The organism is Caulobacter sp., from assembly GCF_035254145.1.
GTDB lineage: Bacteria > Pseudomonadota > Alphaproteobacteria > Caulobacterales > Caulobacteraceae > Caulobacter.
Genome location: NZ_DATFAV010000197.1, coordinates 1 through 14,716, shown reverse-complemented (window position 1 = coordinate 14,716; position 14,716 = coordinate 1). Strand labels below are relative to the sequence as shown.

At 66.5% G+C, this 14,716-nt stretch carries 8 protein-coding genes and 1 pseudogene; 5 read left to right on the top strand and 4 right to left on the bottom strand.

All coding sequences use genetic code 11. From position 1 onward, the window contains the following. Positions 1-5 precede the first annotated feature (5 nt). From VJ655_RS12045 to VJ655_RS12035, 3 genes are all read right to left on the bottom strand, one after another. The gene (locus VJ655_RS12045) at positions 6-3,059 is read right to left on the bottom strand and encodes a TonB-dependent receptor domain-containing protein (protein ID WP_324111358.1); all 3,054 of its coding nucleotides are present in this window, start codon (positions 3,057-3,059) and stop codon (positions 6-8) included. Between the two features lie 447 nt (positions 3,060-3,506). Next, complete coding sequence (locus VJ655_RS12040) at positions 3,507-5,822, bottom strand: TonB-dependent receptor (RefSeq protein ID WP_324111356.1); 2,316 nt, start codon at positions 5,820-5,822, stop codon at positions 3,507-3,509. A gap of 98 nt (positions 5,823-5,920) precedes the next feature. Further along, positions 5,921-8,455 carry a TonB-dependent receptor gene (locus tag VJ655_RS12035; RefSeq protein ID WP_324111354.1) on the bottom strand — a complete coding sequence of 845 codons (2,535 nt, stop codon included), beginning with the start codon at positions 8,453-8,455 and terminating at the stop codon, positions 5,921-5,923. A 268-nt stretch (positions 8,456-8,723) separates the two neighbouring features. On the opposite strand from VJ655_RS12035, the gene VJ655_RS12030 reads away from it, so the two are divergent. From VJ655_RS12030 to VJ655_RS12010, 5 genes are all read left to right on the top strand, one after another. Next, positions 8,724-9,299: an RNA polymerase sigma factor gene (locus VJ655_RS12030; protein ID WP_324111352.1), complete on the top strand. Its 576-nt coding sequence runs from the start codon at positions 8,724-8,726 to the stop codon at positions 9,297-9,299. Further along, a complete protein-coding gene (locus tag VJ655_RS12025; RefSeq protein WP_324111350.1) occupies positions 9,253-10,275 on the top strand; it encodes a FecR family protein in 1,023 nt (340 codons plus the stop codon). Before VJ655_RS12030 ends, VJ655_RS12025 begins: the two co-directional genes overlap by 47 nt. Before the next feature lie 143 nt (positions 10,276-10,418). Next, a complete protein-coding gene (locus VJ655_RS12020) occupies positions 10,419-11,903 on the top strand; it encodes an amidohydrolase (protein ID WP_324111348.1) in 1,485 nt (494 codons plus the stop codon). A gap of 90 nt (positions 11,904-11,993) precedes the next feature. Further along, complete coding sequence (locus tag VJ655_RS12015) at positions 11,994-12,203, top strand: hypothetical protein (RefSeq protein ID WP_324111346.1); 210 nt, start codon at positions 11,994-11,996, stop codon at positions 12,201-12,203. Between the two features lie 326 nt (positions 12,204-12,529). Further along, positions 12,530-13,840 carry a mannose-1-phosphate guanylyltransferase/mannose-6-phosphate isomerase gene (locus VJ655_RS12010; protein WP_324111344.1) on the top strand — a complete coding sequence of 437 codons (1,311 nt, stop codon included), beginning with the start codon at positions 12,530-12,532 and terminating at the stop codon, positions 13,838-13,840. A 96-nt stretch (positions 13,841-13,936) separates the two neighbouring features. On the opposite strand, the pseudogene VJ655_RS12005 reads toward VJ655_RS12010, so the two are convergent. After that, positions 13,937-14,716 (bottom strand): annotated as a pseudogene (locus VJ655_RS12005) (phosphomannomutase/phosphoglucomutase); the annotation flags it as partial.

Sequence of the window (14,716 nt, the reverse complement as noted above, 5' to 3'; positions counted from 1 at the left end):
TTCGACTAGAACTGCTTCTTGATGCTGACGTACCAGTAGCGGGCGTAGGGCGAATACAGCGTCCCGTCGTAACCCGTCGACGTGAGCGGCGGGTCCTTGTCGGTGATGTTGCGCACGCCCAGGCGCAGCGTGGTGGCCGCCGAGGCGATGTCATATTCGCCGTAGAGGTTGGCCGTCAGTTGAGAGTCGACGGCCCAAGGCACGCCGGCCGCATCGATCAGGTCGGTGTCATCATAGCCGCCGATGTACTGGGTGAAGCCGCCCACGGTCAGTTGCTTGTAGCGCCAGGTCAGCGAGGCCGAGCCCTTCCACTCGGGCTTGCCGTTCTGGCTCAGCAGATTGCCGCCGCCGTTGATCGTCGTGCCGATATTGATCTTGCCGTCGGCCCGGGCCTTCAGCAGTTCGGCGATGCCCGGCGAGGGCGACTGGTAATACTTGAGCAGGTGCGCGGCGTTCAGGTTGAGGTCGAAGTCGCCGAAGCGGTCGGTCTTGAGGCGCCACATCAGGCCCAGGTCCAGCCCTTCCACGTCCTGCGGCTGCAGGTTGGTGTACTTGTCGTTGACGTAGAGCACCTGGCCGGCGGCCGTCAGGCCCGTGTCCTTGAAGGCGGCGATGTCGTCGGCCGTCGGCGCGGCCCGCACGACGTTCGGATTGCTCGAACCGGACTGACGCAGCAGGTAGTCCAGGATCATGGCGTTGCCTTCGCCGAACACCCCGATCAGGCCCTTCTGCTTCACTTTCCAGTAGTCGACGGTGAAGGTGAAGCGACCGAAGTTCTCGGGAATGAAGCGCGGTTCGAAGACCACGCCGTACGAGAGGGTCTCCGACTCTTCGGGGTTCAGGTCGGGATTGCCCGCCCGGCGCGCCGTGGTCAGCAGAGTGCGCGAGCAACCCGAGAAGGCGGTGATGCGCTTGGCGCGCAGGTCGGCCTCGCAGAAGGCGTAGTCCGTGCGATTGTTGGAGCGCGAGACCACGGTGGCGTTGATCTGCTCCAGGTTCGGCGCTCGGAAGCCCTGGGCCCAGGAACCACGAATGCGGAAGCCGTCGACCAGGTCCCAGGCCCCGGCCACCTTGGGTTTCGCGGTGCTGCCGAAGTCGCTGTAGTGCTCGTACCGGCCGGCCAGCTGCAGGTCCAGGCGATGGACCAGCGGGATCGACATCTCGGGCGACACCAGCGGAACGGCGAACTCGAGATAGGTCGAGGCGACCGTCCGATGACCCTTGGTGTCGGGGTTCATGCTGGAATTGATCAGGTCGCTCAGCACCACGCCACTGATGGGATCGGTGAAGGTGACCGTGCCGTCGATGCGGCTGTCGCGGTCGTCCAGCTGGGTCTCGCGGCGAAGCTCCGCGCCCGAGGCCACGCCGACGTCACCGGCCGGCAAGGCGAAGAGATCCGGCTTGGAGACCTTGAAGTCCCACGAGGCCAGGGTGCTCTTGGTGCGGCGCTTGATCTTGACCTTGATGGCGTCGATCGCGGCCTGGCTGTTGCCCGTCGTGTCCGCGCCGCTGGGGCTGTTGATGTTGGAGCCGTTGAAGACGTTGTAGGCGTCAGGCGTCGACAGGGCCAGTTGGGCGTACAACTTGGTGTTGGAGATGTTGTCGCTGATGTCGTCGGCGGTCGCTTCCGAATAGACCAGCGCCGACTCCCAGTCGAAGCCGAACTTCTTGCCGCGCACGCCGCCGAGGACCCGGTACTGGTCGTTGGTGACGTCGACCTCGGACGGGCCCAGGTCGGCGAAGGTGTAGCCCCGCAGGATGACCGGCAAGCCCGCGGCCGGAACGTTGAGGTTGGGCAGCCGGTTGGGGTTGGCCGCGCCGTTGGCGAAGGTCACCGGACCGAAGGGGTTCCAGTAGTTGCTGGCCGGGATGGTGATCACGCCCGAAGACAGGGTCGAGATCGGCGCCTGCTGGGCGTTGGTCTTGGCGTGATAGAAACCCAGCTCGCCGAAGACGGTGACGTCGTCGGTGATGTCATAGTGGCCGGTCAGGAACACGTTGGAGCGCTTGACCGACGGAATGACCGTCGTGTTGAGGGCGGCGGAATCGAAGCGCAGGTCACGATCCGCCGCGGACGTCGCCAGGGCGCCGTCGTCGATGCAGATTCCGCCGGCCACGTTCAGCTGGCAGCCCGCGAAGGTCGACGGCTGGAAGTGGAAATAGCCGGCGCTGCTGGTCAGGGCCGTCGTGCCCTGGCGCACCGTGCCGAAGCTTTGCGGTGTCTGCAGATAGGCCCAGGGCGTGGTGGTGCTGCGGTTGTCCAGGGTGGTGGCGCCGTCGAAGCGGGAGCCGGCGAACAGCGGCCGGCGGTCCAGCGAGGCCGTGTAGGTCTGATCCTGCGAACGCAGGTGCGAGCGAGCGTCGTACGACACGAACGCGCTGACATTGCCGCGCCCGTCCGCGAAGTTCTTCCCGCCAAAGGCGTTGAAATTGTAGTCGCGAAGGTTCGTGCCCTCGGCGATCCCGTACTGGGCCGAGGCCGTCAGGCCTTCGACGTCGTCGCGCAGCACGGTGTTGATCACCCCGGCCACCGCGTCGGCGCCGTAGATGGCCGCCGCGCCGTCGCGCAGCACTTCCAGGCGCTTGAGGCCCGTCACCGGAATGGCGTTGCTGTTATAGGTCAGGACCGGCACCAGGTTGTCGTTGGCCTGGCTGGTCGGGTGGGTCACGACCCGGCGGCCGTTCAGCAGCACCAGGGTGTTGCCGATGCCGAGATTGCGCAGGTTCACCGAGCCGATATCGCCGCGGGCGCTGTTGCTGGTGGTCGGGAGATATTGCGAGTTGAAGTTGACGTCGCCCATCTGCGGGATGGTGCGGAAGAGGTCATCGCCCGACACCGCGCCGGAGGCCCGGATCTGGTCTTCGCCCACCAGGGTCACCGGCAGGGCGGCATTGACCTTGGCGCCCTTGATCTGCGAGCCGACGACGACCACGGCCTCGACCTCGGTCACGGCCGGGCCGGCGGGCGTGGGTTCGGTCTGGGCCCAAGCATGGGCGGCGAAACTGGCGGCGCACAGCGCCGTGGTCGCAAGCACGAGCTTGCGGTGATTGATCGTCATGAGAGCCCCTCCGAGATAACTCATGCGCGAGCCGCTCCCCGTCCTGCTTCACCGACGAAGCAGAACGCGGCTCCCGCCATTCATCCGCTCCAGTGGATCGGACGAAAGATATTCCAATCAAATTGATGGGGTTTGAAAGAGCAGTTTTTCTAACGATCATCACAGCAATCGTCACAGAAACGAGCTGGAAGAGTGGAAGTTGCTCAAAGTAAAAGCAGGTCAAACCAGTGATTTATGGATTGACACGGCACGAAACAGCGCCATCAAAACCTCTGCTTTACCTTAAATTTCTTTAGGTATTTGACAACTTTTCGGAGAAAAACGCCCTGAGTTATCGCGAATATAGAGAACGCCAGTATCTTGTAAATCAAGACCTGTGACCGGTCCCAGGATGGCCGGCTCAAATAGAAACGGCGGACGGGCCGAAGGCCCGCCCGCCGCTGGAGACTAGAAGCGCTTGCGGACCTGGAAGCCGGCCGTGCGCGGATTGATGCTGACGACTTGCTGCTTGTTGTTCACAGCCGAGGTCACGCTCATCCGCCCGACTTCGTCGGTGACGTTGTTGACGAACAGGTACGCGCCCCAGTCGGAGCCTTCGACGCCCGCCCGGATGTTGGCGTAGCCGTAGTCGCCCTGCTTCTCGTAGTAGACGTAGGTCGGACGGAACTGCGAGGCGGACTCGCCGACATAGGCGTAGTCGGCGCGAACCAGACCGTTCAGGTCGCCCTTCAGCGGCCAGGTATATTCGGCCGAGGCCGAACCGCTGTACTTGGCCACGTTCGGGAACTCGTCGCCGCGCAGGCCGGTCGAACCGGTGATCAGGATCGTCGAGTTGGCCTGGTCTTCCGTCAGCTTGGCGTCGACGATGGCGGCGGTGCCGCTGATCGTCAGGCCGCGGATCGGACGGGCGACGGCTTCGATTTCAAAGCCCTTGATCTTCGCCTTACCGGCGTTGGTCAGGTAGCTGAAGGCCCCGTTGGCGCTGGTGGCCGAGATCTGCATGTTCGACCAGTCGATCTGGTAGACGGCGGCGTTCAGGGTCAGGCGGCGGTCGAACCACTGGCTCTTGATGCCGCCTTCGTAGTTCCACAGGCTGTCAGGCTGGTAGGCGAGCAGCGCGCTGGCCAGGCCTGGCACGTTGTTGGCGCCACCCGGACGGAAGCCCTTGGCCGCCACGGCGTAGACCATGACGTCGGACGTGACCTGGTAGGAGGCGTTCAGCTTGCTGACCCAACCGTCTGCGCTGGCGTCGACCTGGGCGGCCGGACCAACGTAGGACTGGGTGATGAAGTTGCTGATCAGGACCTGGCCCGAGACCGTCTTGTCGTACTTGAAGCGACGCACGCCGCCGGTCAGGGTCAGCTTCTCGATCGGCTTGTAGGACACTTCACCGAAGAAGGCGGTCTGCTTGGTGTCGGTGCCCACGTGGCGCCAGGCGGTCAGGTCGTTGGGGTTGATGACGCCGGTGGCGGCGTCGCCCTTGGCGACCTTGCTTTCGATATAGTCCTCGCGCTTTTCGAGGTAGGCGCCGGCGGTCCAGTTGACCTTGTCGTCGAACAGCGAACCAGTCATGCGCAGCTCGTGGTTCCACGAGGTCAGGCCCATAGGCTGGTACAGCGCGCCGGGGGTCCGGCTGTCGGCATAGGCGGTGTAGGCCGTCAGCTGTGTGGCCGTGCAGGCCGGGTTGGTCGAACCTGTCGCGGCGGGGCCGCCGGCGACCCAATTGCGGCACGAGGTGGCGTTGGTGCGGCTGCCCGAAAGGGTCGGGCTGTAGTCGGAGTTCCGCAGCAGCGTCCACTTGTAATAGGACGAGGTCGCCGTGACCGTGGCGAAGCTCAGGTCCCACTTGCCCGTGACGTTGTACATCCGCAGGTTATCGCTGGTCGGCGCGATGACGCGGGCGTTGGTCTTGTACTCCCCGCCCAGCGCCGGGTACCAGATGTTCTGGCCGTCCAGGGTGGTCTTCTGATAGAGGCCCGAGGCGTTGATCGTCAGGTTCTCGGTGGGCGTGAAGCCCAGCATCAGGCGACCGCCGCTGGAGTGCTGGTCGTTGATGTCCTTCTTGTTCAGCAGGACGTCGTCGACATAGCCGCCGCCTTCGGTCTTGTAGAGCACCAGGCGCGCGGCCAGCTTGTCCTCGATCAGCGGCACGTTGATCATGCCCTTCACCGAGTAGCCGTTGCTGCCACCCTTGACGCTGGTCCCTTGAGCCTCGACCGCGCCGGCGTAGCGGCTGCTGTCGGGCTTGTTGAGGATCACGCGCAGCGTGCCGCCCATCGAACCCGAGCCGTAGAGCGTGCCCTGCGGGCCGCGCAGCACCTCGACGCGCTCGGCGTCGAACAGGTTGACGTCGGCGCTGGTCGAGCTGGCGTCGGCGGTCGTGCCAGCCGGGCCCGTCAGCGGGGTTTCGTCGTAGTAGAGGCCGACCGTGGCTTCACCGGCGCTGCGCACCCCGCGCAGGGTCAGGCGACGGCTGGTCGGCGAATTGCCGTCGACCTGCAGGTTCGGAACCGTGCGGAAATAGTCCTGGATGCCCGAGGCGCCCAGCGCCTGCAGGGACTTCTCGGTGACCGCGCTGACGCTGATCGGGGTGGTCTGGACGGTGGTCGAGCGCTTCAGCGCGGTGACCACAACTTCCTCGATCATGCCGGCGTCGGCGGGTTGGCTGGTCGCTTGCTGGGCGAAAGCGTGGCCAGCGGCCAGGCTCGTCAGGGCGCTGGCGCCCATGGCCAAGGCCCGAAGACCTCCAAACTGCAGTCTCATTTTGATCCCCTCTTTGCAGTCCGCTCGACGGCGGCTTGTAGGATCAGACGCAAGTCCGCGCCCCGCCCTCATCCCGCATTGCAAAAAAGACGGGTGGATCAGAAGCGTCGCTCGAGGACCAGGCGAAGGGTGCGCGGGGCGACGCCGAAATATTCGACGGGGCCCGCCGTGTTGCGGCTGGCCGACGCCCTCCCCGCCCGATCCAAAAGGTTGTCGACGGTCAGGTCGGCGCTCCAGGCCTTGGACTGCAGGCCGATGGTCGCGCCAAAGACGGCGTAGCCGCCCATCTTCAGATAGTCGGGATTGTCGGCGTTGAACGCCGATCGCGACGTCCCGGCGTAGGACGCGTCCAACCGCAAGGTGGCCTTCAGATCGTCGCCCAACGCCCAACCACGCTCCAGTGATCCCGCCGCGGCGATCCGAGGCACGGTGGGAAGGCGATCGCCCTTCAAGCCAAGACCGATGGAGGTGTTGTTGACCTGGTCGGCCGTCAGCCGCGCATCGGTGAGCGTGAGGCTGGCGGCGAGGTCCCAGCCCGCCAGGCGCCGCGCGGCCACCTCGGCCTCCAGGCCGTCGATCCGGCTGGCGCCGATGTTGGCCAGGTACGAGAAAGCCCGGTTCTGGGTCTGGGCGCCGTACTGCATGTCCCGCCAGTCGATGCTGTAGAGCGCGAGGTTGGCGCTCAGACGCTGGCTGGCCGGATAGACCTTCAAGCCCAGTTCGTAGTTCGTCAGGCGGTCCGAGCGATAGCCGGCGAGGCTGTCGGGCAAGCCGGGAATGACGTTGACGCCGCCAGGCCGGAAGCCCTGCGAGACCTGCGCGTAGGCGAACAGTCCTGACTTGAACTCGTGGCTGGCCAAGGCCTTCAGGCTCCAGCCCCGCTCCTGGGTGCGCGCGTCGATCGCGTACCCCGCCCAGGTGCCGGACACGACATTGGGCACCTGCACCCGGCCGCTATCGCGCTTGACGTAGTCGAAGCGTCGAGCGCCGAGGGTGAGCTGCGTCCCAGGCCGGACCAGATAGGACGCCTCGCCAAACAGCGCGCTCTGGCGCAGTCGATTGTCGATGTCGCGTCGACCGATCATCACCGCCGGCTCGATCAGCTCGCCGCTGGCGGGATCGACGTGCCGAACCTGGCTGTCGATATGGTCGCGCCGCGCCTCGTTATAGGCGCCGAGCGTCCAGCTGAACCGCCCCTGGCCCGTCGACGCGATCCGGATCTCGTGGATCTGCGCTTCCAGATTGGCGGGCTGGTTGAGAATGGCGGGATAGACGCTGTCGACATAGGCGCCGTAGCGCCGCATCTGGCCGTCGTCGCACGCGAGCGATGTCGAGAAGTAGCGCATGCAGGCGGCCGTGCTGGCCCGCTCTCCCAGGAGAACGCCGCTGTAGTCGGAGCGACGGGTCAACCTCCAGCGATACCAGGACGACGCCGCCGTCACCTCGACCGCATCGCCTCGCCATCGCAAGGTCGAGGCGGCCAGGTCGATATCGCCGTCGAACGGCGCCCGACCCGCGTGGATCGTGCGCCACGGCCCGGCCACGTCGTTCCACGCCGGGATGTCGTCGCGACGGCTATTCTGATGGGTGACCGAGACCAGCGCCGAGACCCTTTCGCTCCCCTCCCAAAACGCCGCCAGGCGCACTCCCTTGACGCGGGTGGCGTCGATGTCGGCAAGACCGAGCCGAACATTGTCGATCACGCCGGGCTGGCGTTGGTCATAGGCGGTGAGACGAACGGCCAGGACCTGCGGCACGACCACCGCATTGGCCACGCCGGTCAGGCCGCCTTCCCGTCCGCCGTGCGCGGCCTCGATCAGGCTGGCGCCAACCGCGGCGGAATCCTCTTCGAGATCGGGGTGCTTGAACAGCACGCGCAAGGCCCCGCCCATGGCGCCGGACCCGTACAGGGTGCCCTGGGGTCCGCGCAGGAGCTCGATACGATCGACGTCGACCAAGGCCAACTCGGGGATCATCACGCCCGGGTCGGCCGTGGTGCCGACCGGCCCCGTCACCGACGTCTCGTCGTAATAGAGACCCGTGGTCGCCTCTCCCGCGCCATAGACGCCACGCAGCACCAGTCGCCGGCCGAAAGCTGTCGAAACAAGCTTCAGACCCGGCAGCAGGGGCGAGGCCTGCTCCAGATCCACCATGCCTAGTCGCGAGAGTTGCTCGCCGGAGACGACCGACATGCTGATCGGCGTCTGCTGCATCAGGCTCGAGCGTTTCATGGCCGTGACGACCACGGTGTCGAGCGAGATCGGCGACGGCGCCGCCGGGGCCGGCGCGGCATTGGCGGACGATGGAACCTTGGGCGCGGGCACGACCAGAAAGCTGCGCCCTTCGAGCCGAACCTCGAGACCGGAACCGGCCAGCAAAAGAGCCAGCGCCTCCTCGGCCGTGAAGACGCCGCTCACGGGCGGGCTGCGCCGCCCTCGCGTAAGAGCGGGCGAAAACAGGATTTCTCGATCGCTGCGCACGGCCAGCCGATTCAGCGCTTGGCTCAGCGGCTGAGAAGGAATGTCGAAACGGAACGTCGCCGCCGGCCGCCCGGGAGCGGCGACAGCAACGCCCGGCCCCGCCACACCCAGGGTCGCTGCGCAAAGCAAGACCAAGGCGGCGCCGCGCCTCATCGACGCTCCCGCCTCTCTGGACCTGGACACAACGACTCCCAACCTCCCCCGATGGCCCAGAACGCGCGCCGTCGAGGGCGCGAACCATGCCTCATTTCACCGGACGATCGTTCTTTGTCTTGTGCGCCGGCCCCACAAGATCGCCTGTTGCATAGGTAATAGGCAACTGGCGATCAGTTGCGTCTCATCAGATCGTGCGCCTGCGGCCAAGCTTGACAGGAGCCAAACGGCGTTCTCAGTTCAAGATCGTGATGTCGGGGCGTACACAGTGATTTGGGGCGGTCGACCGCCCAAGCCTGCGGAGCAGGATCGCGGCCTAGCCGACAGCGGCGTACGCTTCACCCCCGCGTTGCGGGCTTTCTTCTCGCGCCGCGCCCACCCCAACGATGTCGAGGACCTCGTGCAGGAGGTTCTGCTGCGCATCCAGAAGCGTCAGCCCGCCGCGGTCGTCGCCAATGTCGAGGGCTATCTTTTCGAGGTGGCGGCCAATGTGCTGATCGATCGCGGCCGCCGCGATCGCACCCGCCGCAGGTCCGATCACTGCGAACTGCAAGAAATTCATCACCCCGTTGATGAAATGTCGCCCGAGCGCGTCTTACAGGGACGAGAGCGAATGGCGCGCGCCATGGCGGCCCTGAATGAGCTGCCGGAACGCACGCGACGGGTTTTCATCCTCGTGCGCTTTGAGGAGATGAGCTACAAGCTCGTCGCCCAGCGCCTGGGGGTCTCTGTCAGCGCTGTCGAGAAACATGTGATGAAGGCGCTGCGGCATTTGCACGAGCGTCTGCGGGACCAGGATGACGTCGACAACGTCGGGCAGAGAGATACACGACGACCCGGCTAACACAGCCGCGGCCTGGTTCGCGCGCCTGCAGAGCGACGACGTGTCTCCCCAAGATCGGCAGGACTTCCAGCGCTGGCTGACCGCCGACGCGGCCCACGCCTTGGCTTGGAACGACGTGCGCGCCACGTGGGACGACCTGTCGGCGCTCGAACGCGCTCCGGCGCTGGCCGCTCTACGGGCCGACGCGCTCTCCGCCGCCAATACCCGACCACACCGCCTGGATCGGCGAACCCTGGGCCTGGCCGCCGCCAGCCTGGTGGCCGTTGTCGGCGGGTCGATCCTCGGACGACGCTGGCTCGGCGACGACAAGGCCCCGTCGCAGGTCCCGGACGAGCCCGTATTCACCACGGCCGTCGGCGAACGCTCGACCTTCCGCCTCGCCGACAATTCCGTGGTGACGCTGAGCACCGACTCCGCCGTGCGGGTCAATCACTGGGGCCAGGAACGGCGGTTGACCCTGCTGCGCGGCCAGGCCTTCTTCCAGGTCGCCAAGGATCCATCGCGTCCGTTCGTCGTCGCCGCCGGCGACAAGCGGGTGACGGCGGTGGGCACGGCCTTCGACGTCCGCATGGAGCCGGGCAAGCTGTCGGTCACGCTGGTCGAAGGCCGCGTCCGGATCGCTGGCGTCTCGCCCGACGGCGAGCGCCGGGTGGAAATGTCGGCCGGCTCGCGCTTCGTCGCCGCCGATCCGGCTGCCTGGGCGATCTCGACCATCGACACCGCCAAGGAGGCCGCCTGGCTGCAGGGCCGCCTGGTCTTCGATGGCGAGCCCCTGTCGGCCGTGGTCGCCGAGATGAACCGCTTCTCCGAACGCAAACTGTCGCTGGCCGACCCGGCGCTGGGCGCCACCCCGGTCAGCGGGGTCTTCAAGACCGGTCAGGTCGACGCCTTCGTGGCCGCGCTGAAGACCTATGGCCTGGCCGATGTCGGCCGCGCCGACGACAAGCACGTCGAACTGGTCCGTCCCCGCGTCTAAATCGGCCTCGTCCGACCCGCCGGCGGCGACGCGAAAAAATTCTGCCGCCGGGGTGAGGTTTGGGCGCCGCCACGCGTCGTAGAAATAGACGCTTCCGGATCTGACTGGCGGCGCTGTCTTTCGCTTTCTCGGGGAAACCGTCCATGAAGCTCTCCGCCTTGAAGCTCGCACTCCTGTCCGCCAGCATGGCGACCGGGATGCTTGCGCCGCAGGCTTTCGCCAAGCCGATCACCGAGGCGGATCGCACCCAGATCCTCAAGGCCGTCGACGCCGACGCCCCTCAGATCCAGGACGCCGCCCTGAAGATCTGGAGCTTCGCCGAGGTCGGCTACCAGGAAACCAAGAGCACCGCCCTGCTCCAGGGCCAGCTCAAGGCCGCGGGCTTCGACATCAAGGCCGGCGTCGCGGGCGAGCCCACCGCCTTCGTGGCCAGCTACAAGAACGGCGCGGGTCCGGTGGTCGCCATCCTGGCCGAGTTCGACGCCTTGCCCGGTCTGGCCCAGACCGCCGATCCGGTGAAGACGCCGGTTCCCGGCCAGATCGCCGGCCATGGCTGCGGCCACAACCTGTTCGGCGCGGCCTCGGTCGGCGCGGCGGTCGCTCTGAAGGAGTGGATGGTCAAGAACAACGTCAAGGGCGAGCTGCGCGTCTACGGCACCCCGGCCGAAGAAGGCGGCTCCGGCAAGGTCTATTTCGTGCGCGACGGCCTGTTCAACGACGTCGATGTCACGCTCCATTGGCATCCGGCCAACGTCAACAGCGCCGTCCAGGGCGTCTCGATGGCCAACATCAGCGGCAAGTTCCGCTTCCACGGCGTCTCGGCGCACGCGGCCGGCGCGCCTGAAAAGGGCCGTTCGGCTCTGGACGGCGTCGAGGTCATGGACGTGGCCACCAACTTCCTGCGCGAGCACACGCCCGACAAGACCCGCATCCACTACGTGATCACCTCGGGCGGCTCGGCGCCGAACGTCGTGCCCGACTTCGCCGAGGTCTACTATTACGTCCGCCATCCCGATCCCGCCGTGGTCAAGGACGTCTGGTCGCGGGTCGAGAAGGCCGCCGACGGCGCGGCCCTGGCCACCGGCACCACCGTCGACAAGGAAATCACCGGCGGCGTCTACGCCCTTCTCCCCAACGACACCCTTGGCCGCGTGATGGACGCCAACCTGCGCAAGGTCGGCGGTATCACCTGGACGCCCGAGGAGGTCGCCTTCGCCAAGAAGCTCCAGACCTCGCTGGTCAAGCCGCCGTCGATCGACTCGGTCAAGACGATCGAGCCCTACAAGATCGAGCTGGAAGGCGGCGGCGGTTCGACCGACGTCTCCGACATCAGCTGGGTGACCCCGACCGTGGGCCTGGGCACGGCGACCTTCGTGCCGGGTTCGGCCGGCCACAGCTGGCAGAACGTCGCGGCGGCCGGCATGTCGATCGGCGTCAAGGGCGCGGTCAACGCAGCCAAGACCCTGGCCCTAACCGGCGCCGACCTCTTCGCCAACCCGGATATCGTCAAGAAGGCCAAGGCCGAGCTGGACCAGCGGCGCGGCGCCGACTTCACCTACAAGGCCATGCTGGGCGATCGCCCGCCGGCCCTCGACTACCGTAAGCCGGCCGCGGCCGGACGCGAATAACGATCGCCTCCCCTGCGATCGTCCGCGGCCGGCGCCGTCTCCCCCCTTGAGCGCCGGCCGCAACCCTATGCACTGTTTCAGGAGTTAGCCGTGGCAGAGACCGTCACCATCAGTCAGGATCGGTTCGAGGCGCTCAAGGGCGCCCTGCCGGCTGTGACCCGCGAACATCTGTTCAGCCTCTACGGCATCAGCGAAACGACCTGGAACAAGCTGCGGAAAGGCGAGCCAATCAAGCTCGGCACGTGGCAGCGGATCGTGGCCCGTATCGAGCGGCGATCGGATACGACGGCGTTCGCCTAGAACCAGTCCGGTTTTCAGCGAGGCCTTGGGCGATGACAAGAGCGCCGAGCGGCGGCGCTTGTACGCTATGGTCCTCTTCGATCCGATCGATCGCATTCATCGCCCGGCGGAAAATGCCTGGCCACCGCGCCCCCAGAAACCTAGACACGGCCCGGACGTCCCTGAACCTGCGCCGCGTTTAGCGGACGCTCGCTTCGCGGCCGACGAACTGCACGCCAACGCCCCAAACTGACGAAAACCCTTCGTGCCCGCCGCCTTTGCCTTTAAGCAGCTTTCGCGATAACGCCCTGTCAGGGGCGAAGACTGGAATGTGTGGGGATTAGGTCTTGGTTGCGATCTATCCTGTGATCCTGTGCGGCGGCTCGGGCACGCGCCTGTGGCCGGCCTCGCGAAGCGACCAGCCTAAGCAATTCCTGAAGCTCGTAGGCGACCGCTCCTCGTTTCAGGAGACGGTGCTACGGGTGAAGGACATCCCCGGCGTGGCCGAGGTCGTGGTGGTGACAGGCGAGGCCATGGTCGGTTTCGTCGCCGAGCAGACCGCCGAGATCGGGGCCTGGACGACGATCCTGGTAGAGCCCGAGGCCCGCGACAGCGCCCCCGCCGTGGCCGCGGCGGCCGCCTATGTCGAGCGCCAGGATCCGGACGGCGTCGTGCTGATGCTGGCCGCCGATCATCACATTTCCGAGCCCGAGGTCTTCCAACAGGCGGCCCTGGCCGCCGCCGAGGCCGCCGAGCAGGGCCTGATCGTCACCTTCGGCGTGCAGCCGACCGTGCCGGCCACCGGCTTTGGCTATATCCGTCCGGGCGCGCCGCTTCTGGACGGCTCGGTGCGCGAGGTCGCCGCCTTCGTCGAGAAGCCCGACCAGGCGACCGCCGAGCGCTATCTGCTTGAAGGCTATCTCTGGAACAGCGGCAATTTCGCGTTCAAGGCCGCCACGCTGCTCGCCGAGTTCGAGGCGTTCGAGCCGACCGTCGCCGCCGCCGCCAAGGCCTGCGCCGCCCGGCTCGAGTTGGAGGCCGGCATTGGCCGCCTCGACCGCGAGGCCTTCGCTCAGGCCAAGAAGATCTCGCTGGACTATGCGGTGATGGAGCGAACCACGAAAGCCGCCGTGGTTCCGGCCGCCTTCGCCTGGTCGGACCTCGGCGCCTGGGACGCGATCTGGGAAGCTTCGGCGCGCGACGGCGATGGCAACGCTTGGGACGGTGATGTGGACCTGCACGACGCGTCGGGCGTCCTGGTGCGCACCACCGGCCCCTATGTTGGCGTGATCGGCGTCAGCGACATCGTCGTGGTGGCCGAGCCGGATGCGGTCCTGGTCTGCCGCCGCAAGGACAGTCAGGCCGTGAAATCCCTGGTCGACAGCCTCAAGGCCAAGGGGCGCTCGATCGCCTCTCGCAAGAGCGCCCAACCGAACGGAACCGAGACCCTGGTTTCGACCGATGGCTTCGACGTGGAACTGCGTCGCGCGTCGGCCGGCGAGACCATCGCCTTGCCGGCGTCGACCGTGCAACTGCTGGAGGGCGTGCTGGAGATGGACGGCGATGTCTACGCCGCAGGCGCGCTCATTCGCCTGGAGGCCGAGGCGCAAATTCGGGCGATCGGCACGGCGACGCTTCTGGTGACCAGGGCGCGCTGAGCTCCATTCACCTGCAACGCGGACCCCGCCAGTCTACGGCAAATAACAGAAAAGGCCGGCGAGTTCTCCCGGCTTTCCTCGACGGTTCGCCGCCGTTCAGATTTCCTGGTTGTACTTGCCGACGCGCTCGCCCAGGCGCGGCTTCACTTCCTGGCGGAACAGAGCGCGCATGTCGTCTTCGGACTGGGTGCTCTCGACCACGACCACGACCTCGGGCTTGTTCGACGAGGCGCGGACCAGCACCCAGGAGCCGTCCTCCAGGTGGACGCGCACGCCGTTGACGGTGATCACCTCGGTGATCTTGCGCCCCAGGATCGAACCGCCGGCGGCGGCGAGGTCCTGGTATTCCTTCACCACATCGTCGACGACGCCGTACTTCACCTCGTCGCCGCAGTGCGGGCTCATGGTCAGCGAGGTGTGGGCGACTGGGAGGGCCTTCTTCAGGTCGCTGAGCTTCTTGCCGGGATTGCGGTCCAGCATGGCCAGGACCGCCGCCGCGGCGGTCAGGCCACAGTCGTAGCCATAGCCCAGCTCGCCGTTCATGAAGAAGTGGCCGCTCTTTTCGAAGCCGGCCAGGGCGCCCAGCTCGGCGCTCTTGCGCTTGATGTAGCTGTGGCCGGTCTTCCAGTAGATCACCTTGCAGCCGTGCTGAGCCAAGATTGGGTCGGTGGCGTAGAGGCCGGTCGACTTGACGTCGACCACGAAGGTCGCGCCGGGATGCAGCGGGGCCAGATCGCGCGCCAGCATCAGGCCGATCTTGTCGGCGAAGATCTCCTCGCCCTCGTCGTCCACCACGCCGCAGCGGTCGCCGTCGCCGTCGAAGCCAAACGCCAGGTCCGCCTTGTGCTCGCGGACGGCATGGGCCATCGCGTGCAG